General features: G+C 64.5%; 20 protein-coding genes. 12 read left to right on the top strand and 8 right to left on the bottom strand.

Annotation, left to right across the window (positions count from 1 at the left end):
• Nucleotides 1–94: 94 nt before the first annotated feature.
• The 4 genes from Q7U29_RS25485 to Q7U29_RS25470 are packed head-to-tail and all read right to left on the bottom strand — an operon-like array spanning nt 95 to nt 4,493.
• Nucleotides 95–1,189 carry an SbmA/BacA-like family transporter gene (locus Q7U29_RS25485; protein ID WP_304746038.1) on the bottom strand — a complete coding sequence of 365 codons (1,095 nt, stop codon included), beginning with the start codon at nt 1,187–1,189 and terminating at the stop codon, nt 95–97.
• Complete coding sequence (locus Q7U29_RS25480) at nt 1,182–2,165, bottom strand: 1-phosphofructokinase family hexose kinase (protein WP_304746036.1); 984 nt, start codon at nt 2,163–2,165, stop codon at nt 1,182–1,184. The genes Q7U29_RS25485 and Q7U29_RS25480 overlap by 8 nt, the downstream gene beginning before the upstream one ends.
• Nucleotides 2,158–3,141, bottom strand: a complete 984-nt coding sequence (gene glk / locus Q7U29_RS25475; RefSeq protein ID WP_304746034.1) for a glucokinase — start codon at nt 3,139–3,141, stop codon at nt 2,158–2,160. The genes Q7U29_RS25480 and glk overlap by 8 nt, the downstream gene beginning before the upstream one ends.
• Nucleotides 3,138–4,493 (bottom strand): GH1 family beta-glucosidase, encoded by a 1,356-nt coding sequence (locus Q7U29_RS25470; protein ID WP_304746032.1) that lies wholly within the window; start codon nt 4,491–4,493, stop codon nt 3,138–3,140. Before Q7U29_RS25470 ends, glk begins: the two co-directional genes overlap by 4 nt.
• A 143-nt stretch (nt 4,494–4,636) precedes the next feature.
• Here Q7U29_RS25470 and Q7U29_RS25465 point away from each other — a divergent pair, with 143 nt between their 5' ends.
• Nucleotides 4,637–5,974 carry an agarase gene (locus Q7U29_RS25465; protein ID WP_304746030.1) on the top strand — a complete coding sequence of 446 codons (1,338 nt, stop codon included), beginning with the start codon at nt 4,637–4,639 and terminating at the stop codon, nt 5,972–5,974.
• A gap of 78 nt (nt 5,975–6,052) precedes the next feature.
• Here the strand turns inward: Q7U29_RS25465 and ppsA are convergent, their stop codons facing one another.
• The 4 genes from ppsA to Q7U29_RS25445 form a co-directional block, all read right to left on the bottom strand.
• Nucleotides 6,053–8,458 (bottom strand): phosphoenolpyruvate synthase, encoded by a 2,406-nt coding sequence (ppsA, locus tag Q7U29_RS25460; protein ID WP_304746028.1) that lies wholly within the window; start codon nt 8,456–8,458, stop codon nt 6,053–6,055.
• A gap of 52 nt (nt 8,459–8,510) precedes the next feature.
• Entirely contained in the window at nt 8,511–10,598 is a 2,088-nt protein-coding gene (locus Q7U29_RS25455) for an ABC transporter permease (protein WP_304746026.1), read from the bottom strand.
• Between the two features lie 62 nt (nt 10,599–10,660).
• A complete protein-coding gene (locus Q7U29_RS25450; protein WP_304746024.1) occupies nt 10,661–11,932 on the bottom strand; it encodes an efflux RND transporter periplasmic adaptor subunit in 1,272 nt (423 codons plus the stop codon).
• Nucleotides 11,933–12,079: 147 nt separating this feature from the next.
• Entirely contained in the window at nt 12,080–13,537 is a 1,458-nt protein-coding gene (locus tag Q7U29_RS25445; RefSeq protein WP_304746055.1) for a mannitol dehydrogenase family protein, read from the bottom strand.
• Between the two features lie 129 nt (nt 13,538–13,666).
• On the opposite strand from Q7U29_RS25445, the gene Q7U29_RS25440 reads away from it, so the two are divergent.
• From Q7U29_RS25440 to hemC, 11 genes are all read left to right on the top strand, one after another.
• Nucleotides 13,667–14,404, top strand: a complete 738-nt coding sequence (locus Q7U29_RS25440; protein WP_304746022.1) for a FadR/GntR family transcriptional regulator — start codon at nt 13,667–13,669, stop codon at nt 14,402–14,404.
• 185 nt (nt 14,405–14,589) lie between these two features.
• A complete protein-coding gene (locus Q7U29_RS25435) occupies nt 14,590–15,498 on the top strand; it encodes a sialic acid TRAP transporter substrate-binding protein SiaP (protein WP_370691829.1) in 909 nt (302 codons plus the stop codon).
• Nucleotides 15,499–15,572: 74 nt separating this feature from the next.
• Nucleotides 15,573–16,148, top strand: a complete 576-nt coding sequence (locus Q7U29_RS25430; protein ID WP_304746018.1) for a TRAP transporter small permease — start codon at nt 15,573–15,575, stop codon at nt 16,146–16,148.
• 4 nt (nt 16,149–16,152) lie between these two features.
• Nucleotides 16,153–17,559, top strand: coding sequence for a TRAP transporter large permease (locus tag Q7U29_RS25425; RefSeq protein WP_304746016.1), 1,407 nt, complete (start codon nt 16,153–16,155; stop codon nt 17,557–17,559).
• Nucleotides 17,556–18,605 carry an L-idonate 5-dehydrogenase gene (locus tag Q7U29_RS25420; protein WP_304746014.1) on the top strand — a complete coding sequence of 350 codons (1,050 nt, stop codon included), beginning with the start codon at nt 17,556–17,558 and terminating at the stop codon, nt 18,603–18,605. Before Q7U29_RS25425 ends, Q7U29_RS25420 begins: the two co-directional genes overlap by 4 nt.
• 10 nt (nt 18,606–18,615) lie before the next feature.
• Nucleotides 18,616–19,815 carry a mannonate dehydratase gene (gene uxuA, locus Q7U29_RS25415; RefSeq protein WP_304746013.1) on the top strand — a complete coding sequence of 400 codons (1,200 nt, stop codon included), beginning with the start codon at nt 18,616–18,618 and terminating at the stop codon, nt 19,813–19,815.
• A 125-nt stretch (nt 19,816–19,940) separates the two neighbouring features.
• Entirely contained in the window at nt 19,941–21,152 is a 1,212-nt protein-coding gene (locus Q7U29_RS25410) for a CaiB/BaiF CoA-transferase family protein (RefSeq protein WP_304746010.1), read from the top strand.
• A 20-nt stretch (nt 21,153–21,172) separates the two neighbouring features.
• Complete coding sequence (locus Q7U29_RS25405; protein ID WP_304746008.1) at nt 21,173–21,949, top strand: enoyl-CoA hydratase/isomerase family protein; 777 nt, start codon at nt 21,173–21,175, stop codon at nt 21,947–21,949.
• Nucleotides 21,950–21,991: 42 nt separating this feature from the next.
• Nucleotides 21,992–22,453 (top strand): MaoC family dehydratase, encoded by a 462-nt coding sequence (locus Q7U29_RS25400; RefSeq protein WP_304746005.1) that lies wholly within the window; start codon nt 21,992–21,994, stop codon nt 22,451–22,453.
• Between the two features lie 5 nt (nt 22,454–22,458).
• Complete coding sequence (locus tag Q7U29_RS25395) at nt 22,459–23,316, top strand: CoA ester lyase (protein ID WP_304746003.1); 858 nt, start codon at nt 22,459–22,461, stop codon at nt 23,314–23,316.
• 247 nt (nt 23,317–23,563) lie between these two features.
• On the top strand, nt 23,564–24,535 hold the full coding sequence (hemC, locus tag Q7U29_RS25390; protein WP_370691828.1) for a hydroxymethylbilane synthase: 972 nt from the start codon (nt 23,564–23,566) through the stop codon (nt 24,533–24,535).
• Nucleotides 24,536–24,627: the final 92 nt, after the last annotated feature.

Raw genomic sequence — 24,627 nt, 5'->3', positions numbered from 1 at the left:
CCAACAGTGATTTATTCCAATACCCGCCGCACCCGCCAAACGCCTTGCGCTGAATCAATGATGCAGCCCGTCGATGCGTTTCGATTGCAGGCGGTCACGCTGCGCTGGCGTCGGGCGGGTCGATCCGGTCCAGCGCCAGCAGCAGCGATGCGACGCGGTTGGCGGAGGCGGCCCAATCGGCCAGGCGAATATAGTTGTCGGTGAACCAGTTGCAGGCACCCTGCACCACGACAAAGGCTGCGGCCGCCTGGACCACCTCGCCGAGCAGCATCGTCCCGGCGACGTATTTCGGCATGCAGAGCAGCAAGCCGACAACCGGGGCCAGCAACGTGTTGCTGTGCGTGACCACGGTCAGGCGCATGAGTTGCCAGCAATAGTCCAGCCACGTGGCAATCACCGCCCGCAGCGCCGTGCTGACGGCAGCAAGCCGGTCCTTGATGTTGTCAGGCAACGTCTTACCTTCGCCGCTCTCGCGGATGTGGGTTCCTATCGCGCGCAACTCGGCTTCGGCTCGCTTGTTGCTTTCCACGACGTGGGTCAGGCGGCTGCCGATCAGCACCATCGCCGCCGCAACGATGATGGAGTAAACGATCACCGCCACCACGAGGTAGCCGGGAATGGTCAGCACCAGGCCGAACAGGTCGATGGTCGAGCTACCACCCACCTTCCAGAGGATGCCGATAAAGGTGATGCCGGTGATCAGCGAGGAGAACAGCCCGAGCACGAGGTCGACCGGCAGGTCGGTGGCAAGCCTGGCGTCCTCGGCGATGCGATATTCCGGGGCCTGGTGCTCCCCCGGCATGAATCTGAGCCGGACATAATGGTCGCGTTCCAGCCAGTATTCGTAGAGATGGTTGCTCAGCCATGCGCGCCATTTCCGTTGCAGGGTCATGCGGCCCCACACCGAGAAAACGGCCAGCGCGAGGCTGGCCGCGGCCAGCGGCAAGAATCGCCATGCCTGCGCCAGCAGCTCTGCGCCATCCTTGCGTTCGACGGCATTGAAGAAATCTCGATTCCAGAAATTCAGCGAGTATTGGGTCAACAGCTGCAGCAGCACGGTGGCGATCAGCAGCACGGTGAGCAGCCAGGCCCACGGGGCCGTCGCGCCGCCCCAAAAGCCGCGCGCGCTCTGCCAGAAGCGGGAGAGCAGGCGCTGCTCGCTGGGAACGATGTAGCTGTCGCTATTCATGAGCTGGATCGGGCAGGGGGTTTTGCGACATGATCGGCCTGACCATCACCTCCGCGACCAGGCGGTGCATGTCCTGCGGCCGGCAAAGGTCGGTCCCCGGACTGAGCAGCGCGGCGGAACCGCCGGCAACCCCGTAGCGCAGGGCGGTTTCGAGACTGTCGTTGTTGGAAAGGCTCCAGACCATCGCCGCCAGAAAACTGTCTCCGGCGCCGGACACGCTGACCGGCTCGATCGCGAGGCCGTTGGCGCGCAGGGCCAGATCCCGCGTGATCAGCAGGGCGCCGTCCGGCCCCATCGAGAGCGCGATCACCTCGACCTGGCTGCGACCGATCAGGCGCCGTCCCGCCTCGATCAACGAAGCATCATCCGAGGCCGTCATGCCAGCCAGTTCCTGAAACTCGCGAAGATTGGGCTTGATGAGATAGACGCCTTGTTCGAGTGCCGCCTTCAGGAAGCGGCCGGAGGTATCCACGATGACCTTGCTGTTTGCCCTGCAAGCCTGCGCCAGTTTGCCATAAAAATCTTCCGGTACGCCCGCCGGCAGGCTGCCGCTGGCGATCACAAACGCCGGCCGCGGTTCGATGCGCGCGATCGATTCCAGGCATTCCTGCCACTCGGATTCGCCGAGCGGCGATCCGGGAAAGACGAAGCGAAATTGCTCGCGGGTGGTCTCGTCGTAAACCGTCAGATCCTCCCGCGTCTCGTTCTGGACCGGGACCATGAGGCCCTGCACGCCTTCGCGCGCGACCAGGGCGCCGAGCAATTGTCCGGTTGCGCCGCCGGCCGTGTAAATGGCCGGCGCGGCGATGCCAAGTCGTCCGAGAACGCGGGCCACGTTGATGCCACCGCCGCCGGGATCGCGGCGCGCCGGCGCGCAGCGCATCTTGGTGAAGGGCGCCAGTTTCTTCACCGACGTCGAGGCGTCGACGGCGGGATTGATGGTGAGGGTGACGATGCCCCGCGAAATTTCAGCCAATGCGTTCGACCTCCGCCAGTGCATGCAGGCCGACGAATGCGGCGTCGTCGTCCAGAATCAGCCAGACCGGAATCGGTTCGAGATACTCGCGAAGCCGGCCCTTGTCTTCGAAGCGTGCGCGAAATTGCGAGCGGGCGAGATATTCGGGCATATGGCGCAGAATGCCACCGGCAATGAATATTCCGCCTTTCGCGCCGAGCGTCAGCGCGAGATTGCCGGCGACCGTACCGAGCATCGCGCAGAACATGTCGATGGCGGCGCGGCTGGTCGGACAGGTGCCCTCGATGCCGGCCTGCGTGATCTCGGCGGCGCGGCGTCCCGGCAGCGCGAGGTCGTCGAGCGCAGCCAGCGCCTGGTGGAGATTTTCCAGCCCGCCACCGGAAAGAACGTGTTCGGCCGAGACATGTCCCAGTCGCTGGCGCAGCAGGCCGATGACGGCGTCCTCGCGTGACGAACTGCCGGCCATGGTGGAATGGCCGCCCTCGCTCGACAGCACGAGGCGTCCGGTTGCGTGCGGGATGCAGGCTGCCATTCCGAGGCCCGTGCCGGGGCCGAGCGCCGCCAGTGGTGCCTCCGCGACCGGCAGTCCGCCGCCGAGGGGGAGGAGTTTGTCAGCGGGAAGGTAGGACAGGCCCCACGCCAGGGCTTCGAAATCGTTGAGCAGGCGGACGGTGGTGAATCCGTAGACGGCGCGCAGTTCCTCAGCGTCGATCACCCAGGAATTGTTGGTGAGGGCGCAACGGCCGTTGTCGATCACGCCGGCAGCAGCCAGAAACGCGGCGCTGATGGTGCCGGCCTCCTGCACACTGCCGAGATAGGTGTCGAGCGCTTCGCGAAAGCTGCCGTGGTCGCGGACCGCCATATGGGTAATCCTGCCGACCGCCCCCCCGGCCAGAAGCGCGAAGCGCGCATTGGTCCCGCCGATGTCGGCAAGCAGCACGGTCCGGCCGGCTTGTCCTGGAGACGCTGCTTTCATCGCTGACGTGCCGCCTTGATCAGGTCCGCGTACCAGTGGAACGACGACTTCGCAATGCGTTGCAGCGAGGCATAGTCGACATAGACCAGGCCGAACCGATCACTGTACCCCGACATCCATTCGAAATTGTCGAGCAGCGACCAGACGAAGTAGCCCCTGACATCGACGCCGTCGGCGGCGGCGGCATTCATCGCGCCGATGTAACCACGCAGAAAATCGATCCGCTCGGGATCGGTCACGGCGCCGCTCGCGTCGGGCCTGTCGTTGCCGCCATATCCGTTTTCGAGCACATAGATCGGCAAGCGGTAGCGCTCGTGGACGAGCCGCAGCGTTTCGCCGAAGGCTGGCGGATCGATCGGCCATCCGATCTGCGTCAGGGCAACGCCGGCCGGTTTTTCGCCGAAGTCGAAGCCCAGCATCGCCGTCGGCTGTGCCTTTACGTAGACCGGGCTGTAATGGTTCAATCCAAACCAGTCGAGCGGGCGGCAAATGCGCGCGAGGTCGCCCGGCTGCAAATGCGGCTCGATGACGGTCCGCATCGAGGGTGGATATTCGCCGCGGCATTGCGGATCGGGGAAGGCGCCGTTCCAGTAAACGCCCAGGCGCGCGGCCGCCGCCGCGTCGGCTTCGCTCGCGCCGGAAGGCAGGCACGGCTGAAGATTGTGAATGCACCCGATCGAGGCGCCCTGAACTTTCTCGCGTAACACGTCCACGGCCGCGCCATGGGCGAGATTGACGTGGTGCGTCGCCCGGTAAAGACCGGCTTCGCTGCTGCGGTCCCGCTTGCCCAGCGAGCGGCTGAACAGATTGAAGATCGAGGGCTCGTTGAAGGTCGCAAAGCGCTTGACACGATCGCCGAAACGTCCGGCGATCAGCGTCGTGTAGTCGGCAAACCATACGACCGATTCACGGTTCTGCCATCCGCCGAGATCCTCCAGCGCCTGCGGCAGATCCCAGTGATACAGGCACAGCCAGGGTTCGATGCCGGCGGCCAGCAATTCGTCGATCAGCCGGTCGTAGAAGGCGAGGCCGGGCTCGTTGACCAGTCCCCGGCCCTGCGGCAGCACCCGCGGCCAGGCGACCGAGAACCGATAGGCCTGAACGCCCAGCCGCTGCATCAGCGCGACATCCTCGCGGTAGCGATGGTAATGGTCACACGCGATGTCGCCGGTGTCGCGGTTCCTGATTTCACCGTTTTGACAGGTGACGTCCCAGATGCTGGGTCCGCGGCCGTCTTCCGTGGTCGCGCCTTCGATCTGGAAGCTGGAGGTCGAGACGCCCCAGATGAAATCCGGACGCAAGGACGCAGTGGAAGGCAGCTGCGACGCAGGGACGAGGCGGTTCGAGTTCACTCTTGGCCCTTCCGCCCCGGCAGGAATGCGAGGCACCGTAGCATTAGTCCTGCCGGTGACCCGGCGTTCTTGAGATACATCAACTGCACCTGGCCAGCCGATGCGACAAATAGTTGTCGCTATCTTGCCGACGAGGTGTCCACTTGCAAAGAACCAAATGGGGTGGAATTGCCGACGACCGCTTCCGCGGAAGCGGCTTCTTTCGCGTGGATCAGCATGATGGCGTATTCTGGCTGGTCGATCCCGATGGCGGTCGCTTTCTTTCCAAGGGCGTCAACAATGTACGCTTCGATTCGGACCACGTCCGCAATACCGCTCGCGCCCCCTATGCCGATGCGTGCCGGAGCAAATACGGCAGTCAGCACGTCTGGCGCGCGGCGGTGGCGGACCGGCTGACCAGCTGGCACTTCAATACGCTGGGCTGCTGGTCGGATGAACTGGTCGCTGGCGCCGGTGCGTCGCCGCTTGCGATCGCGCCCACCAATGAACTCGGGGCTTCCTTCAAGCTGCACCGGCGCGACCAGGTGTTTCCCGATGTGTTCGACCCTGCCTTTGCGGCCCACATCCGGGAACGAGCCAGCACTCATTGCGCAAGACGATGTCACGATGTCGGGCTGCTCGGCACGTTTATCGATAACGAAATGTACTGGTCACCCGACTGGCGCGGCGCCGATGAGTTGCTGACGGTGTTTCTGAACCTGCCGTCACACCGCCCCGGCCGCGTCGCCGCCATCGCGAGGTTGCAGGAGCATTATCGCGAATTCTCGCAGTTCAATGCGGTCTGGCAGACGCCGGCGCGATCATGGGCGCAGCTCGCGGCGATGGGACGGGTCGAAGCGCCGTTCTTCCGAATGCCTGCCGGAGGCCTGAATGACGCGCTCGAGCTCAAGGCCAACCTCGCCAACCCCGCCCGCGCGGCCTTTTCCGCTGATTGCGACGCCTTTCTGGCCGTTGTCGCCGATCGATATTTCGAGGTGTGCGTCTCGGCCATCAAGGCCGCCGACCCCAATCACCTCGTGATCGGCTCCCGCTTCGGCTATCAGGCGCAATCCAGTGTGATCGCCGCGGCCGTCCGCTATCTCGATGTGATCTCGTTCAATTGCTACGAACTCGATGCAACCCCGCAGATCGATGCCTATGCCGCCGGCGGCAAGCCATGCCTGATTTCGGAATTCTCCTTCCGCGGCGACGATGCCGGCCTGCCCAACGGCCACGGCGCCGGGCCCCGGGTCGCCAGCCAGACCGAGCGGGCCCAGTGTTTCGAGCGCTACGTCACCGCCGCCCTGCGCAAGCCCAATGTGGTCGGCTATCACTGGTTCGAGCATGCCGACCAGCCGGCGGAAGGGCGGTTTGACGGTGAAAATTCGAACTACGGCACGGTAACGATCGACGACGATCCCTATGTCGAGTTGACGGCGACGATGACCAGAGTCAATGCCATGGCCGAGCGGATTCACGCCGAATCCGCGCCCGGCGGCTAACCGGCGGGCCTGGACAAAAAATTTTTAAAACAACCCCATGTACAGTAAGCCGCAGGGCAGCAAATATGCTGCGTTGCGTCAAACCGCATCCTTCGCGGCCTCGGCTTCGCGAACCGCCGCCATGGTGCGAAACACGCTCGATGGATTGACGCTGATCGAGTCGATACCGAGCTGCGTCAGGTAGCGCGCGATCTCCGGATAATTCGCCGGCGCTTCGCCGCAGATGCCGACGTGCCGTCCGTTACGTTTGGCGCCCGTGACGGCCAGCCTGAACATCTCCAGCATGCCCGGATCGCGCTCGTCGAAATCGAACGCGACGATGTCGGAATCGCGGTCGACCCCGAGGGTCAGCTGGGTGAGATCGTTGGAACCGATCGAGAAGCCGTCGAACAATTGCGCGAACGCGTCGATCTGGATGACGTTGTTGGGAATCTCGCACATCACGTAGACCTCGAGCCCGTTCTCCCCGCGTTTCAGGCCGTCGGCGGCCATGGTCGCGATCACGCGCTTGCCTTCTTCGACGGTCCGGCAGAACGGCACCATGATGCGAAGATTGGAGAGCCCCATTTCCTCGCGCACCCGGCGCAGCGCGGCACATTCCAGCGCAAACCCTTCCGCGTAGGCCGGGTGGCTGTAGCGGGAAGCGCCGCGGAATCCCAGCATCGGATTCTCTTCCTTCGGCTCGAAGGCCTCGCCGCCGAGCAGGCTGGCATATTCGTTGGTCTTGAAGTCGGAGAGCCGCACGATCACCGGCTTCGGATAGAACGCCGCGGCAATGGTGCCGACGCCTTCCGAAAGCCTCTCGATAAAGAAATCGGCTGGGGTCTTGTAGCCCTCGACCAGGCGGGCGATCGCGGTTCTCGCCTTGGCCGAGGTGATTTTCTTCGGCTTGAGCAGCGCCATCGGATGCACGCCGATATGCTCGCTGATGATGAATTCCATGCGGGCGAGCCCGACGCCGGATTGTGGCTGCATCGCGGTCCGGAACGCCATTTCGGGAGTGCCGACGTTGACCATGATCGGCGTGCGCGGCGCCTTGAACGCGCTGACGGGCGTTCGCGTGACGTCGAAGGCCACCGCGCCCTGATAGACGTTGCCGACGTCGCCTTCGGCGCAGGAGATCGTGACAAGGCTCCCGGTCTCGAGCTTTTCGGTCGCGTGCGTCGCTCCCACCACGGCAGGAATGCCGAGCTCGCGCGCCACGATGGCGGCGTGGCAGGTGCGACCGCCCTTGTCGGTGATGATGCCGCCCGCGATCTTCATCACCGGCTCCCAGTCCGGACTGGTTGCCGGCGCGACCAGGATCTCGCCGGGCTTGAAGGTGGAGAGGTCCCGCGCGCTGGCAATGCGGCGGGTGCGGCCGGAGGCGATCTTTTCACCCACCGCGCGGCCGGTGACGATGACAGAGCCTTTTCCCTTGAGATTGTAGGTCTCGAACATTTCAGCCGAACGCTGCGAGGCCACCGTCTCGGGTCGTGCCTGGATGATATAGAGCTTGCCGTCGCCGCCGTCCCTGGCCCATTCGATATCCATCGGCATCGCCGCGCCGGCATGCTTCGAATAGTGCGCCTCGATCCGCACGGCGATGTCGGCCAGGGTCAAGACGTCAGGATCGGAAATGCAGAATTTGCGCCGCTCCGCTTCCGGCACGTTCCGGGTCAGCGTCGCGTGGCTGCCGCCGCGCTTGCCGTAGATCATCCGGATCTGCTTAGCCCCGAGCCGGCGCCGCAGCACCCGGCGGAAGCCCTTGGCGAGGGTCGGCTTGTGCACATAGAACTCGTCGGGATCGACCTGGCCCTGCACGATGGTCTCGCCGAGGCCGTAACAACCGGTGACGAAGACCACGTCGCGAAATCCGGATTCGGTATCGAGCGTGAAGATGACGCCGCTGGCGCCGATGTCGGATCGGACCATTTTCATCACGGCAACGGAAAGAAAGACCTTGAAATGGTCGAAGCCATTGTCGATGCGGTAGGAAATCGCGCGATCGGTGAAGATCGAGGCAAAGCAGCGCCGGCAGGCCTCGAACAGGTCCTTCGGCCCGCGCACATTGAGGAAGCTTTCATGCTGGCCGGCAAAACTCGCGGTCGGCAGGTCCTCCGCCGTCGCGGAACTGCGCACTGCGACAGCGACGCCTTTGCCGGCTTCCCGCTCCAGCTTCCGATAGGCTTCCAGGATCTGATCGCGGATCGGAGCGGTATCCATCGCCTTGTAGACGACGGCGCGCGCCTTGGCTGCGGCGACTGCCAGGCGCTTGATCTTGCTCTTGTCCAGGCCGTCGAGCAGCTGATGCAGTTGCTCGGCGACGCCGGGCTGCGACAGCGCATCGCGGTAGGCGTCGGCGGTGACGGCGAACCCGTTGGGAACGGCGACCCCCTCGGATGCGAGGGTTGAATACAGTTCGCCGAGCGAGGCGGTCTTGCCGCCGACCAGCCCGACATCGTTCAGCCCGAGTTCGAGAAACGATCTGATGTAATTTGCCATGGCGGCAGTAGATCAGGCCGGACCCGGGGGATATTGAGCAAGGTCAAACCTCTCACTCGTAGCGCAGCGCTTCGATCGGATCGAGCCGGGCGGCCTTGCGGGCCGGATAGTAGCCAAAGAAGATACCGACGGCGGCCGAAAACAGGAATCCCCCGAAGATGGCTGCCAGCGATATCGGCGCCGGCCAATCGGTGATGGCGGAGACCGCCAGTGAAAGTGCCGCGCCGATGACAATTCCGACGATGCCGCCGCTGACGCTGATGAAGATCGCCTCGGCCAGAAACTGCAGCAGCACGTGCAGCCGTCGGGCGCCGATCGCCATCCGCAGTCCGATCTCCCGGGTCCGTTCCGTCACCGAGACCAGCAGGATATTCATGATGCCGATGCCGCCGACCAGGAGCGATATCGAGGCCACCGAGGCCAGCAGGAGCGCCATGATGCGGCTGCTGCCCTCCGCGGCCTCGGCGATCTGGCTGAGGTTGCGGACCGAAAAATCATTGCTGGCGCCCGGCTTGATGCGGTGACGGCGGGCCAGGATATCGGTGGCCTGGCCGATCGCGGTCTGAATGCTGTTCTGGTCCACCGCCTGCACGTAGATCTGATTCACGAAACCGGTCAGGCGCGGCTGCAGCCCATAGGGATTCGGCGGCGTCGGATAGATCCAGTTGATGGCGGTTTGCGCCTGGCTTGGCGCCGCCACTCCTAGAATCTTGCGCTCGGCGGTCGTAAATGGAACCATGATGAGATCGTCCTGGTCCTGGCCGAACGATGTCTGGCCCTTGCTGCCGAGCACCCCGATCACCCGCAGCGAGACGCCTTTGGCCTGCACCAGTGCGCCGATCGGGTTCTGCGAGGCGCCGAACAATTGCCGGCGCACGGTCTCGCCGAGCACGACGACAAGTCCGGCGCTGCGCTCGTCCTCCGATGTGATCGCCCGCCCGGCGACGATCTGCCAGTTCGTCATCGGCGGGTAGTTGAAGCTGACGCCCTGGATGCCGGTGGTCCAGTTCTGGCTGGCGAACCGGATCTGGCCGGACTGGCGGATCAGATAGCTCACTTCGCCTGCGGCGGGCGCTTCCCTGCGGATCGCCTGAACGTCGGCCACGGTCAGTGTCGATGCGCTGCCGGAGCCGCCGCGTGCGCCGCCGCTTGTGGCGGCGCCCGGCACGATCACCACCAGGTTGGTGCCGAGCCTTGCGATTTCCTTGCGGACCGCCTCATTGGCCCCCTGGCCGAGCGACACCATGACGATCAGGGCGGCGACGCCGATGAAGACCCCGAGCATGGTCAGTGCCGAACGCATCTTGTTGCGCCAGATCGCCTCCGCCGCCGCCGTCATCACCATCCACGCGAACGGCCATGACGCGCCCGACGATGCAGCGAAGCGCGACGGCGCGAGCGGGGAGGGCAGGGCCTGTTCGCGTGCCGGGCCGGCCGCTGCGGCTGCCGGCGCGGCGGCCCTTTCGAGCTTTGGCTTGCGAACATCCGAGATGATCTGGCCATCGCGCATGGTCAGCACGCGGTCGGCAAACGCCGCGACGTCGGGTTCGTGGGTTACCACGATGATGGTGACGCCCTGTTCGCGGTTGAGCGAACTGAGCGTCTGCATGATCTCGTTGGAGTTGCGGGTATCGAGATTTCCGGTCGGCTCGTCCGCCAGCAGCAGGCTCGGCTGGTTGACCAGGGCGCGGGCGATGGCGACGCGCTGCTGCTGCCCGCCGGAGAGCTGGCCGGGCGTGTTGCGTTCGCGGTCGCTCAGCCCGAGCTTGTCCAGCACCGCGCGCGCCCGCTCGAAGCGCACCCGCGCCTGGCCCTGGCCGGACATCGCGTACAGCAGCGGCAGGGCGACGTTGTCGATGGCGCTGGTGCGCGGCAGCAGATTGAAGCTCTGGAACACGAAGCCGAGCCGCTCGCTGCGCAGGCCCGCGAGATCGGGCTCGGCAAGCTGCGCGACGTCGATGCCGTCGAACCAGTAGTGGCCGGAGCTCGGCCGGTCGAGACAACCGAGGATCGACATCAGCGTCGACTTGCCGGATCCGGACGCGCCCATGATGGCGATGAACTCGCCATGCTCTACCGTCAGGTTGACCTCGCGAAGCGCATGCACGTCAATATCGCCGACATGATATGTACGCGACACGCCTTCAATCCTGATGACCGGCTCCGCCATTTCAGTCCATCGCCGCTGTGTCGGCCGTTCAATCAGAGTCGCGGCCGCGGCACGCTCGCGCGCGCCTTTGCCGCGTTGCGCGCCTCGCCGAGAATGACGTCGTGGCCCGGCTTGAGATCGCCCTGAGTAATCTCGGTAAATTCATCGTCGTCGAGGCCGGTCGCAACCTGAATTGGCGTGACCTTGCCGTCGCGAAGCACAAAGATGCGCGGCTGAGCCGTTTCGCGAACGGCGCTTCCGCTCGGGACATAGCGCAACGCCTGGTTCGGAACCCGCAGCACGTCGGCACGCTGATCGATCAGGATACGCGTCGCGGCGGTGAGGCCCGGCTTGAGCGCAAGATCGGAATTCTGGACGCTGATGACGACGTCGTAGGTGACGACGTTCTGCACAGTTTGCGGAGACTGCCGAACCTGGCTGACCACGCCCTCGAATACACGCTTGGGATAGGCATCGACGGTGAACGTCGCCTTGTTGCCTTGTTTGACGCCGCCGATGTCGCTTTCGCTGACATTGGCATCAACCTGCATCTTGGTGAGGTCGGTGGCGATCAGGAACAGCGTGGGAGTCTGGAAACTGGCCGCGACAGTCTGCCCGATGGTGACGTTGCGCGAAACCACGGTGCCGTCCACCGGCGAGATGATCCTGGTGTAATCGAGGTTGACCTGCGCGGCATCCAGCACGGCCTGGCGCTGCTGGATGGTCGCTTCGTCGAATGTAATCTGGGCCAGGGCCTGCAAGTATTCGCTGTGAGCGCTGTCGTAGGCGTCTTTCGATACGGCTTTGGTCTCGACCAGCGTCGCCAGCCGTTCATACGCCACCTTGGCATAGGTCAGCGATGCCTTGTCCTTCTCCAGTTGCGCGCGCGCGACGGCGAGGTTGGCCTTCGCCTGATCGACAATGCTCTGGTAGGGACGTCCGTCGATCCTGGCGCAGATCTGTCCGCGCTTCACCTGGGTATTGTAATCGCAGGTCAATTCCTGGATTACGCCGGAGACATAGGTCCCGACGATGATGGTCAATTCCGGATTGACCGTGCCGGTGGCGTTGATACCGCGGGCAATTGCGCCGGTGGTAACCGGCGCGGTTTCATATCGAACGACGGCGTCGCCGCCGCCGACCGCCCACCAGATGCCGCCGGCCGCCGCAAGCAGCAGGACGGCGAAGGCGAGGATGATCCAGCGCCGGCTCGCAAATCGCGGCTGCGCCGGCGGTTCCCTGACCGGGCGTACTCCTGACGGAGGCGGCCCCTGTGGCAACGCTTCCCCGCTTTCGGCTGCGCCGGTGCCGAGCTGCTTGTTCATGTCGCGTAGGCTCCGGGTGCATGATGGCCGTTGCCGCCAAGCATCAAGCGTAGTCTGCGACCCGATCCGGATTATTGATTGGGATCAAGCTTCGTCCCGTAACGGAATAGATGCGCTGATCGAAGGCTTCCGGCGAAACAATACCCGTTACTTCGGCAGCGCCCGGCCGGCGCCAAGCTGATAGAGCCGCGCCAGTGCAGCGGTGACCGCCTTGCGCATGCGGGGATCGGTCCCCAGCGTGCCGAACACCGCGCTGACGTTCAAAAGCGCCGGGGCCAGCCGGTCCGCAACCGGACCGCTCGCCTTTGCAATGTCAGCCAGTTCAGCCGCGATCGGGTCGCGCACGTCGATCTTCTGCCCTTGCTCGTCGGTGCCGGTGACGTAGCGCATCCAGCCGGCGACCGCGAGCGCATGGGTGTCGATCGGTAGATTCAGCGCCAGCCGGTCGCGCATCGTGCCGAGCAGCCGCTGCGGCAGCTTTTGCGAGCCGTCCATCGCGATCTGCCAGGTGCGGTGATGCAGCGCCGGATTGGAAAACCGCTTCAGCAGCGATTGACTGTAGGTCGCGAGATCGGTTCCTGCAGGCATCGTCAGCGTCACCGCGGCCTCGTCCATCACCTGGGCCGCAAACGCCGCGAAGCGCTGGTCGGCCATGGTGGCGGCGATGGTCTCATGGCCCGCGAGATAGCCGAGATAGGCCACCGCCGAGTGGCTGGCATTGAGCAGCCGCAGTTTCATGTGCTCGAACGGTGTGACATCAGTGACCAGCTGCACGCCGGCGGCGGCTAAATCCGGCCGGCCGGCCGCAAAACGGTCTTCGACAATCCACTGCGTAAAGGGCTCGGTGACGACAGGCCACGCGTCGATCATGCCAAGCGCCGCGGAAACGGCCGCGCGGTCGGCATCGGTGGTCTCGGGTACGATCCGGTCCACCATCGTCGAGGGGAAGGCGACCTCATCCGCGATCCATTTGCCGAGTTCTGGCGATCGCAAATCGGCGAACCGCTGCAAAATTTTTCCTACGGTAACGCCGTTGGCGGGCAGGTTGTCGCAAGAGAGCACGGTGAAGGGTGCCAGCCCCGAATTCTTGCGGCGCGACAGCGCGGCGACGATGAAGCCCGCGGCCGATCGCGGCGCATCCGGATTTTTCAGGTCATGAACGATATCGGGATGACCTTCGTCGAGTTCGCCGGTCTGCGGCGTGTGGCAGTATCCCTTCTCGGTGATGGTGAGCGAGACGATCCGCGTCGCCGGATCGGCCATGCGCGCGATCAAGCGCGCGGGATTGGCCCTGGCGACCTCGGCCGCAAGGACCGAGCCGACCACCCGGTGCTCGGCGCCCGCCCCGGAACGGGTCGCCACCGTGTAGAGGCAGTTCTGCGGGGCGAGGGCATCCTGGGTGTCCGAACTTCTCAGGCTGGCGCCGACGATTCCCCAATCGGTTGCCCCCTTGGCAAGCAGGTCGTCGATGACCACAGCCTGATGCGCCCGGTGAAAGGCGCCGATGCCGAGATGAACGATGCCCGGCGTGACCCGTGCGCGGTCATACCCTGGGCGGCGAACACTGCCCGGAAGCAGATCGAGGCTGGCGTTGGAGAGGCGCAAAATCGAGCCCAATCTAGGTAAAAAGCGGGATTTTCGCCCTCTCGCTTGACATAGGCGGCTTTTCCCGTCAATCCTTCGGTCAATTGGTAAGGCCAATGTGCCACAGGGAGTCGTTACAGGGAGACCAGCGTGCCGCTCGAAGCTGTCGAGGCGCGGCGCCTCTATCGCCAGATTGCCGATCAACTGCGTGCCCTGATCGACAGCGGTGAATACGCCGTCGGCAGCCGGCTGCCGACCGAACGCGATCTCGCCGAACAGTTGAAAGTCTCGCGGCCGACGGTGCGCGAAGCGCTGATTGCGCTGGAAGTCGAGGGCCGGGTCCGCATCCGCGTCGGCTCCGGAATCTATGTCATCGAACCGGCGGCACCCGCTTTCCCCCTGCCGGCTTCCGCCACGATCGAAGGGCCGTTCGAGGTGTTGCGGGCCCGCGAATTCATCGAAGGCGCGATCGCCGAACAGGCGGCACGGGTCGCCACGGCAGCCGATATCGCGCGCATCGACGCATCGCTGGTGGCGATGGCGACGGTGCAACATCCCGGCGAGCCCTCGATGATCCATGACCGCGCCTTCCATATTGCGGTGTCGGGGAGCCTCGACAATGCGGTGCTGGTCCGTGTCGTCGGTGAACTGTTCGACCAGCGGCTCAATCCCTACTTCGCCAAGCTGGCGCACTACTTCGAGAATCCGGAGTCGTGGCGCGCTGCCCTCGCCGAGCATCACGCGATCCGCGACGCCATCGCGGCGCACGAGCCCGAAGCCGCCGGGATCGCGATGCGTCATCATCTCGCCTGTTCGCAGGAACGCTTTGCCCAGAGTTTTGGGGCCGAGGCGGCCTCGCCATCGCGCGTTTCGATCAGGAGCGGCTGAGAAATTTCAGCGGGTGCGCCGCAGAGGCGGGCGCCTGCAAACATCCATTCGAGCGGTTCGGCTGAATCATGAACCGATTGGGTAAAAAACCAAACGTAACAGTGGAGGAAATTGTCATGTTGAAGAGAGCAATGATTGTATTGGCGGCATCGGCAACAGCGCTGGTGGCTGCGACCAATGTCGGCATGGCCCAGGCGAAACTGAAATGGGCCCACGTCTATGAGACGTCGGAGCCGTTCCACACCGCTTCGGTATGGGCGGCGCAGGAGATCGGCAAGCGGACCAGCGGACGCTACCAGATCGACGTCTATCCGGCCTCGCAGCTCGGCAAGGAAACCGACATCAACCAGGGCCTGGCGCTCGGTTCGGTCGATATCATCATTTCCGGATCGAGCTTTGCGGCGAAGAGCTATCCGCCGATCGGCGTCACCTATTATCCCTACACCTTCCGCGACGCCGAGCACCTTTTGGCCTACACCAAGAGCGACGTCTTCAAGGAGCTGACCAAGGGTTACGAGGACAAGAGCGGTCATCACATCGCGGCCGTCACCTATTACGGCGTGCGTCACACCACGTCGAACAAGCCGATCAAGACCTGCGCCGACATGAAGGGCCTCAAGATCCGGGTGCCTGATGTCCCGGCCTACCTGGCGATGCCGCGTGCCTGCGGCGCCAACACCGCGCCGATCGCCTTTGCCGAAGTCTACCTCGCCCTGCAGAACGGCACGGTGGAAGCCCAGGAAAATCCGCTGACCACGATCGAGGCGAAGAAATTCTACGAGGTGCAGAAGCACATCGTGCTGACCGGCCACATCGTCGACCATCTCAATACGGTGATCGCGGGCGGTCTCTGGAAGAAGCTCTCCGCGGAAGACCGCAAGATCTTCGGCGACGTGGCGCAGGAAGCGGCGGCGAAGGCGACCGCGGAAATCAAGGCTAAAGAGGCCAAGCTGGTCGATTTCTTCAAGACCAAGGGCCTCACCGTCACCGAGGTCGACAAGAACGCGTTCCGCGACACGGTACTCAAGACCACGACCTTCGAGAGTTTCGACTATCGCAAGGCCGACTGGGATCGCATCCAGGCCGTCAAGTAAGACACGCGGCGTTTTCCGCCTCTTCCCGCATGCGGCGGGGAGAGGCGGAAACCTGATCGAGCAAAGAGAAGCCCATGACGGCCGAAGTGCACAAGCAGATCACGGCGGAAGAGATCGCCCATACCTTCGAGGAGGAGGCGATCCCCAAGGTCGATCTTGGGCAATACGCGTTCGAGGACTGGCTGACGCTGGCGATCTTCTGGATCATGGCGCTCAGCGTCTTCCTGCAGTTCTTTACCCGCTATGTCCTCAACGACAGCTACGCCTGGACCGAGGAGATCGCGACCTATTGCCTGATCGGCGTGGTGTTTGTGGGATCGTCGATGTGTGTGCGCCTGTCGCGGCATATCCAGGTCGATCTGCTGTTTCGCTATCTGCCGCATCTGCCGGCACGTGCGCTTTCGACCGCGATCGATCTGATCCGCATCGCCTTCTTCGGCTACGCGATCAAGCTGGTCTGGGTCTTCATTCAGGTCGTCGGCGACGAGCGGATGACGACGATCAAATTCCAGAAGGGTTTCGTCTACTACGTCGTGCTGTTCGGCTTTGTCATGATGTTCGTCCGATCGATCCAGATCGCCGTCGACAACTGGCGGCGCGGCTACTCGATTCTGGAGCGCCCCGGCGCATTCGACGGAACGGAAGAATAACGTCATGCTGCTGCTGCTCGGAGCGTTTCTGATATTGATGCTGGTGGGCCTTCCGGTCGCGCTGGCGATGGCGACGTCGTCGCTGCTGTACATTCTCGTCACGGGCATCACGCCCGACGTGACGCTGGCGCAGCGCATGATTGCCGGCGTCGAGAGCTTTCCGTTGCTGGCCGTGCCGTTCTTCATTCTGGCCGGCAACCTCATGAACATCGCCGGGGTCACCGGCCGCATCTACAAGTTCGCGGTGGCGCTGGTAGGCTGGATGCGCGGCGGCCTCGGCCACGTCAACATCATCGGCTCGGTGATTTTCTCGGGCATGTCCGGCACCGCGATCGCCGATGCCGCCGGTCTCGGCACCATCGAGATCAAGGCAATGAAGGATCACGGCTACTCCACGGAGTTTGCCGTCGGCGTCACCGCGGCATCGGCGACGCTCGGTCCGATCATTCCGCCATCGCTGCCGTTCGTGATCTACGGCATGATGGCGAACGTCTCGATCGGCGCGCTGTTCCTGGGCGGCCTCATCCCCGGCGTCCTCATGACGCTGTTCATGATGGCGACGGTGGCGTATTTCGCCCACAAGAACGGTTGGGGCAGCGATGCGCCGTTCTCATGGACGCAGCTGGGATCGGCGGCTACCGAGATCGGGCTCGTCATCGCCTTCCCGTTGGCGGTCTGGCTGTTGACCCTCGCCGGCGTTTCGACCAACCTCGCGATCGGCATCGGGCTCGTGGTGCTGCTGGCGATCGACTGGTATTACGATTTCTCAGCCGTCATGGCGCTGATGGCGCCGGTGATTCTGATCGGCGGCATGACGCTCGGCTGGTTCACGCCGACGGAAGCCGCGGTCGCGGCCGTGATCTGGTCGCTGTTTCTCGGGCTGGTGCGCTATCGCACCATGACCGTGAAGACGGTGGCCAAGGCCACCTTCGACACCATCGAGACCACGGCATCGGTGCTGTTCATCGTCACGGCGGCTTCGATCTTCGCCTGGCTTCTGACGGTCTCGCAGGCCGCGCAGCTGATGACCGACGCCATCCTCGGGCTGACGCAGACCAAATGGGTATTCCTGCTGCTCGCCAACATTCTCATCCTGTTCGTCGGATGCTTCATCGACACCATCGCGGCGATCACCATCCTGGTGCCGATCCTGCTGCCGATCGTCCTCAAGCTCGGCATCGATCCGATCCATTTCGGGCTGATCATGACGCTGAACCTGATGATCGGCCTCTTGCATCCGCCGCTCGGCATGGTGTTGTTCGTGCTGGCGCGCGTCGCAAAACTCTCGGTCGAGCGCACCACGATGGCGATCTTGCCGTGGCTGGTGCCGCTGATGCTGGCGCTGATTGCGATCACCTACATCCCGGAACTGACGCTGTGGCTGCCGAAATACATGGGGCTTGCAAAATGACATCGATGGCTTTGGCTGCAACTCTGTTCGGCCCGGAAGACCTGCGCATGGTGGAACGTCCGCTCGAGCGCCTTGCCGCTGGCATGGTGCGCATTCGCTTCGGCGCCGGCGGCATTTGCGGCTCGGACATGCATTACTTCCGCCATGCCCGCACCGGGGACTTTGTCGTGACGTCGCCGCTGGTGCTCGGGCACGAAATCGCCGGCGAGGTGGTCGAAATCGCGGGCAGCGCGCCCGGACTCGCGATCGGCGACCGGGTCGCCGTCAATCCGTCGCGCTGGTGCGGCCGCTGCACGCGGTGCCGCGAGGGCAGGCTCAATCTGTGCGAGAACATCTACTTCATGGGCTCGGCGTCGAAGACGCCGCACATGCAGGGCGGTTTCGCCAGTTTCTTCGACGCCGTCCCGGAGCAGTGCGTCAAGATTCCGGACCAAGTGCCGTACCAGGCGGCGGCACTGGCGGAACCGCTGGCGGTCTGCCTGCACGCGGTCGCCCGCGCCGGCGATATCAGCGGTAAGCGCGCGGTGGTGTTCGGCGCGGGCCCGATCGGCCTGCTCACCATGCTGGCGGCGCGGCGCGCCGGCATTGCCGAAATCACCGTCGTCGATATTGCCGCCGCACCGCTGGCTTTTGCCAGCCGGCTCGGCGCCGACCATGTCGCTGACGTCTCCGGCGGCGATGACGGATTGAAGGCGCATGCGGCGACAAGCCCGTTCGATGTCGCCTTCGAAGTCTCGGGAACGGCGGCAGGCCTCGCCAGCGCCATCGACATTGTCAGGCGCGGTGGCATCGTGGTGCAGATCGGTAATCTGCCGGGCGGCCAGATTCCAGTACCCGCCAATGCCGTCATGGCCAAGGAGATCGATCTCCGGGGCTCGTTCCGGTTCGGCTCCGAATTCATGACCGCGGTCGAATTGATCTCCGACGGCAGCGTCGACGTGATGGCGCTGGTGACGGCCGAGCGTCCTCTGGCCGGCGCACCCGACGCGATGCGGCTGGCGCTCGATCGCTCGCAGAGCGTCAAGGTCGTGCTCACGGCGCATTGAGGGATTTTCGATGATGCTGCAGGGATGGCGCTGGTACGGGCCCGACGATCCGGTATCGCTCGACGATATCCGGCAGGCCGGTGCGACCGATGTCGTCACCGCGCTGCATCAGATACCGATCGGCGAGGCCTGGACCCGTGCGGCGGTCGAGCAGCGCAAAGCGATCGTCGAGAGCGGGCCGTCCGGACGCTCGCCGCTGACCTGGTCGGTGGTGGAATCGATTCCGGTGCCGGACGATGTAAAGCAGCTCGGGGGAGCGGCCACGCGCTCGATCGAGGCCTGGATAGCGAGCCTGGAAGCGGTGGCCGCCGCCGGCATCCGGATCATCTGCTACAACTTCATGCCCGTCGTCGACTGGTGCCGCACCGATCTCGAATGGGAGTTGCCGAACGGTGCCCGCGCGCTGCGTTTCGACCAGAACCGTTTTGCGGCGTTCGATCTGCACATTCTGCAGCGGCCCGGCGCTACGGCGGAATATTCGCCCGCCGCCCAGGCGCGGGCGAAGCAGGTGTACGAGGCGATGAGCCAGGCCGATATCGATTACATGGTGATGGTGATCGCCAGCGCCTTGCCCGGCTCGACCACCGATGCGCTCTCGATCCCGCAGTTTCGCGACCGGCTCGAGCAATACCGCGGCATCACCTCGCAGGTGTTGCGCCAACACCTGATCGAGTTTCTCGCACGGGTCGCGCCGGTGGCGGAAGCGCTCGGCGTGACGCTGACGCTGCATCCCGACGACCCGCCGCGCTCGCTGTTCGGTCTGCCGCGCATCGCCTCATCAGCGGAAGACTACCAGGCGCTGTTCGATGCCGTGCCCTCGAAGGCGAACGGCATTTGTCTCTGCACCGGCTCGCTCGGCGTGCGTGCGGAAAACGATCTTCCCGCGATGGCGAAGCGGTTCGCGTCGCGCATCGGCTTTGCCCATTTGCGGGCGACCAGACGGGAGGCCGACGGCCTGTCGTTCTTCGAGGCCGATCATCTCGACGGCGACGTCGACATGATCGCGGTTCTGAAGGCGCTGCTGGCGGAAAACCGGCGCCGGACGGCCGGCGACCAGATCGTGTTCCGGCCCGATCACGGCCACCGCATGCTCGACGATCTCCAGGAAACCAAGCGGACCAATCCCGGCTATACCGCGATCGGCAGGCTGCGCGGCCTCGCCGAACTGCGTGGCGCCATCCGCGCCATCGAGCATGCCGAGCGCGCCTGAGCGTCGCTTCCGGATCATCCTCGAACCACGTCTCCAGCGCAGGGCGACCCGCGCTGGCGCGCGCTTGACTCATCCAAAGCCATCCTCTTCTCTCTCTGCGGACCCCCGCTTGAGAAAAACAAAAAATGACCGCCAAACGGAAGATGTCGCCGACGCATGAAGCGCCCTATCGCGGTTTGCGGGTGCTGGACTTCGGGCAGGGCATCGCGTCGCCCTATTGTGCGATGCTGCTGGGCGTTTACGGCGCCGAGGTTATCAAGGTCGAACCGCCCGAGGGCGACTGGTCGCGCTACCTCGGAACCACCTATGGCAGCCATACCGCGCTGTCGGCGGTCTACAACAGGGGCAAGCGCAGCCTGTGCCTCGACCTGAAGCACGCCGAGGGCATCGCGATCGCCAAGCGGCTCGCCGTAGAGTCCGACGTGCTGATCGAAGGATTCCGTCCCGGCGTCGCCGCCCGGCTCGGCATCGGCTATGAGGAACTGTCGCGCGACAATCCCGGCCTGATCTATCTTTCGATCTCCGGTTTCGGGCAGGACGGTCCCTACTCGAAGCGCCCTGGCTCGGATTCGGTGGCGCAGGCCTTTTCCGGACTGGTCTCGGTCAATCTCGGCAATGACAAGGTGCCGCATCGGGTCGGTCACACCATCTCCGACGTCGCCACCGGGGTCTATGCGTTCCAGGCCATCGCCACGGCGCTGTTCGCCCGCGCCACCGTCGGCACCGGTCGCTGGATCGACGTCAACCTCGCGCAGTCGACCGCCGCGCTGCTCGGCCACAAGGCCGCCGAACATGTGCTGGAGGGCGGCGCCCCGCGCGCGCTCAACGTGCCGGCAGGCTCCTACCAGACCCGCGACGGCTGGATCATGGTGACGCTGGTGAACGAGGCGCAGTACAAGCGCCTCTGCACCGCAATCGAGCGGGAAGACCTCGCCGGCGATCCGCGCTATCAGGATTTTGCCCGGCGCGCGGACTCGGCGGATATCTTGATGGCTCAGTTGCGAGAGGTATTCCTGACCGAAACCAGCGAAACGTGGCTCGGCCGGCTTCACGCGGCCGACGTGATCGCCGAGCGCATCCTCACCCCCGGTGACTGGCTGCATAATACCCACGTCGAGGCGACGAGGGGGGCGGTCTGCCAGGATACGCCCGGCATCGGAAAAGTGTATGCCGCGCGCACGCCGGGCATCGCGGGACCGTCGGAAGATGACCTGTGTCCGGCCCCGGATATCGGCGCCGACGGCCGCGAGGTTCTGCTCGACGCCGGGTTCGATGCCGACGCCATCGAGCGTCTGATCAGCGCCGGCATTGTCCGCACCTCCGCCCGCCGGGCCTGACCAACAGGAGACCATGCGTCATGGCCCAGGAATTGGTTCGTTATGCCGTCTCGGATGCGATTGCCGAGATCACGCTCGACCGCGCCCCGGTCAATGCGCTGAGCCTGGACTTGATCGACGCACTGCTGGCGGCGCTGGCGAAGGCACGGGACGACGAGAACGTGCGCGCAGTGATCGTCGCCAGCGCCCACAAGGTGTTCTGCGCCGGACTCGACCTCGACATCATCAGGGGCAAGCGCGCGACCGAGACCAAGGGGTTTCTCGAGCGGCTGTATTTCGCGCTCAATGACATCCAGTACCGGATGGGCAAGCCGACCATCGCGGCCGTCGACGGCGCGGCGCGGGCGGGCGGCATGACCATCGCGATCTCCTGCGACATGGTCATTGCCGGCGACGGCGCGACGTTCGGTTACCCGGAGATCGACGTCGGCTTGATTCCGGCGCTGCACTTCGTGCAATTGCCGCGGCTGGTCGGCAAGCACCAGGCCTTTGGTCCCTTGTTCCTCGGCGATCCCTTCGACGCCGCGACCGCGTTTCGCATGGGGCTGGTCAGCGAGGTCGTTCCGAAAGGGACCGCGCTGCAGCGCGCGCGGGCCATCGCGCTGCGATTCGCCGCAAAATCTCCTGTTGTGATGAAGATTGGCCGCGACGCCTTCATGCGCGCGGTCGATGCGGATTATCGCCGCGCCATCGAGAATGCGGCCGAGAGTTTTGCGCTTGTCGCCAGCACGGAAGATTGTCAGGAAGGGCTCAACGCCTTCGTCGAGAAGCGGGCGCCGAAATACAACGGGCGCTGACGGATCATTGACGCGAATCAACACCTGAAAACGGGGGACACCATGGCAGGACTGTATTTCGAGGAGTTCGAGGTCGGCCGGGACTATCATCATGAATTCAGCCGGACCGTCACCGAGATGGACAACACCATGTTCAGCCTGTTGACGATGAATCCGCAGCCGCTGCATATCGATGCTGAATTCTCCAAAAATACCGAATTCGGCCAGCGGCTGTTCAACAGCCTCTATACGCTCGGCATCATGATCGGCATGACCGTCTACGACACCACGCTCGGCACCACCATCGGCAATCTCGGCATGACCGACGTCAAGTTTCCGAAACCGGTGTTTCACGGCGACACGCTGAAAGCGCATACCAAAATCATCTCCAAGCGCCTCAGCCAGTCGCGGCCGACCCAGGGAATCGTCGAGTTCGAGCACACCGCGACCAACCAGCGCGGCGAGGTGGTGGCAAGCTGCCGCCGCACCGGACTGATGCATTGCAAACCGCAACCCAAGGCCTGAAATCGATGCGCTCATTCCTGTTCGTTCCCGGCGACAGCCTGCGAAAATACGAAAGCGCGAAGAAGACCGCGGCCGACGCGCTGATCCTCGATCTCGAGGATTCGATCGCGCCGGACCAGAAGGTAGCCGCGCGCGGCATTACGCGCGATATGCTCGATGCGCGAAATCCCGCCCAGAAGATCTACATTCGCGTCAATGCGCTCGATACCGGGATGACGCTCGGCGACCTCGCCGCCGTGATGCCGGGCCGGCCCGACGGCATCGTGCTGCCGAAATGCGCAGGCGCCGCCGACGTCAATCACCTGGCCTTGTATCTCGACGCCTTCGAGGCCGCGTCAGGCACCGGGCAGGGCACCACGCGGATCGTGGTAGTCGCGACCGAGACGGCGCGGGCGGTGACGAAATTGCTCGACTTCGAGGGCGCCAGCCCGCGGCTGTGGGGTATGATGTGGGGTGCTGAAGATCTCGCGGCCTCGCTCGGCGCCTCGCGCAACCGCAGCAATGGCCGCTTTCACAGCCCGTTCCTGCTGGCGCGCGACCTCTGCCTGATCAGCGCCGCCGCCATCGGCGTGGTGGCGATCGACACCATCGCCACCGACATCGACGATCTCGCCGGCTTGAAGGAAGAGGCGATCGCCGCCCGTCAGGACGGGTTCCTGTCGAAGGCCGTGATCCACCCCAGGCATGTCGACGTCGTCAACGCCGCCTTCATGCCGACGGAAGAGGAAATCGCGTGGTCGGAGAAGGTCATCAAGGCGTTCGACGACAATCCCAATTCCGGGGTAGTGAAGATCGACGGCATGATGATCGACAAGCCGCATCTGCGCGCCGCGGTGAAGATCCTGGCGCTGGTCGGGCGGTAGCAAACGGTCCGTAGTCCGGATGGAGCGAAATGGTCGGCGCGTAGCGACGACCGATGAAGCGAAATCCGGGAAGCCGTGCGCCGCAGAGCCACCGTCCCGGATTGCGCCATCGGGCGCTGCGTGCCTACCTCTTGGCTCCATCCGCTACGTATCTGGATTTGTGACATCGGCGATTTGCGGATAGAAGGGGGCAGCGCCGAAGCCTTGCGCGCGCAATGATCGAATGGAGCCTCTGGTGGCAGTTTCAATGCGGATCGGCACGCGCAAGAGCACCATGGCGCTGGCCCAAACCGAGGAAATTGCCCGGCGGCTGCGGGCCGCGGCGCCCGGGCTCGAGGTCGAAATCGTCAAGTTCGAGACCGTCGGGGATAGCGACCAGACCAGCAAGCTGCTGATGCATGGCGGCAAGGGCGGCGCCTTCGTCGCCGAAATCCGCGCCGCCATACGGGCGGGCAAACTGCATGCCGCGATGCATTCGCTCAAGGACATGCCGGGCAACGAGGACACGCCGGGGTTGGTGATCGGCGCGACGCTCGCGCGCGATCCGCCGACCGATGCGCTGGTGCTGCGGCCCGGCGTTTCATTCGAGGAGATCAGGCGCTCTGGCGGCAAGGGTTTCCGGATCGGCACCAACGCGGTGCGCCGCGCCGCCTATGCGCGGCGGCTGTTACCGGAAATCGAGGTGATTCACTTTCGCGGCGCCGCCGACACCCGTGTGCGCAAGCTCGACAACCGCGAGCTGCAGCGGTTGCCCGGCGGCGGCGAGGTCGGTCCGGCCGACGCATTGATCATGGCGCGCTCCGGACTGGAGCGCGTCGGTCTTTCGAACCGGATCGCCCATGACTTTTCACCACGCGAAATGCTGCCGGCGGCAGGGCAGGGCATCGTCGCGGTGGAATGCGCCGCCGGCGACTGGCAGACCCGGGGCTATCTGTCCCTGATCGACGATCCCTGGGCGCATCTGAGTTGCGACGCCGAGCGCGAGGTGTTGTGGGTGCTCAACGGCCACTGCAACTCGCCGATCGCGGGATATTCCGAGATCGACGGCGTGCAGATGACGCTGACCGCCTCGGTGCTGGACGAAGCCGGCGGGCACTTCATCGAAGTCACGCGCGAAGGCCCGGCCGATCGCCCGCGCGAACTCGGCCGCGCGGTCGGGCTGGAGCTGCTGGCCAAAGGTGCGGCCGAGATAATCGAGCGCAGCCGGCCGAGGGATTAAGCCAAGCTGTTCTCAACAAGCAGATTGTCATCATCCGCGAAGGCGGATGATCCAGTATTCCAGAGACGATTGAGTTCAACCGAGAAGTCTCG

Origin of the sequence: Bradyrhizobium sp., from assembly GCF_030654605.1 — a bacterium.
Lineage (GTDB): Bacteria > Pseudomonadota > Alphaproteobacteria > Rhizobiales > Xanthobacteraceae > Bradyrhizobium.
Note: the sequence above shows the minus strand (reverse complement) of the source record. Positions and strands in the feature narration are given on the sequence as shown.

Bases quoted from the DNA above. Each gene is read 5' to 3' on its own strand.
- Q7U29_RS25485 (WP_304746038.1), bottom strand. From the start codon at position 1,189: ATGAATAGCGACAGCTACATCGTTCCCAGCGAGCAGCGCCTGCTCTCC.
- glk (WP_304746034.1), bottom strand. From the start codon at position 3,141: ATGAAAGCAGCGTCTCCAGGACAAGCCGGCCGGACCGTGCTGCTTGCC.
- ppsA (WP_304746028.1), bottom strand. From the start codon at position 8,458: ATGGCAAATTACATCAGATCGTTTCTCGAACTCGGGCTGAACGATGTC.
- Q7U29_RS25450 (WP_304746024.1), bottom strand. From the start codon at position 11,932: ATGAACAAGCAGCTCGGCACCGGCGCAGCCGAAAGCGGGGAAGCGTTG.
- Q7U29_RS25435 (WP_370691829.1), top strand. From the start codon at position 14,590: ATGGCCCAGGCGAAACTGAAATGGGCCCACGTCTATGAGACGTCGGAG.
- Q7U29_RS25430 (WP_304746018.1), top strand. From the start codon at position 15,573: ATGACGGCCGAAGTGCACAAGCAGATCACGGCGGAAGAGATCGCCCAT.
- Q7U29_RS25425 (WP_304746016.1), top strand. From the start codon at position 16,153: ATGCTGCTGCTGCTCGGAGCGTTTCTGATATTGATGCTGGTGGGCCTT.
- Q7U29_RS25420 (WP_304746014.1), top strand. From the start codon at position 17,556: ATGACATCGATGGCTTTGGCTGCAACTCTGTTCGGCCCGGAAGACCTG.
- uxuA (WP_304746013.1), top strand. From the start codon at position 18,616: ATGATGCTGCAGGGATGGCGCTGGTACGGGCCCGACGATCCGGTATCG.
- Q7U29_RS25410 (WP_304746010.1), top strand. From the start codon at position 19,941: ATGACCGCCAAACGGAAGATGTCGCCGACGCATGAAGCGCCCTATCGC.
- Q7U29_RS25405 (WP_304746008.1), top strand. From the start codon at position 21,173: ATGGCCCAGGAATTGGTTCGTTATGCCGTCTCGGATGCGATTGCCGAG.
- Q7U29_RS25400 (WP_304746005.1), top strand. From the start codon at position 21,992: ATGGCAGGACTGTATTTCGAGGAGTTCGAGGTCGGCCGGGACTATCAT.
- Q7U29_RS25395 (WP_304746003.1), top strand. From the start codon at position 22,459: ATGCGCTCATTCCTGTTCGTTCCCGGCGACAGCCTGCGAAAATACGAA.
- hemC (WP_370691828.1), top strand. From the start codon at position 23,564: ATGCGGATCGGCACGCGCAAGAGCACCATGGCGCTGGCCCAAACCGAG.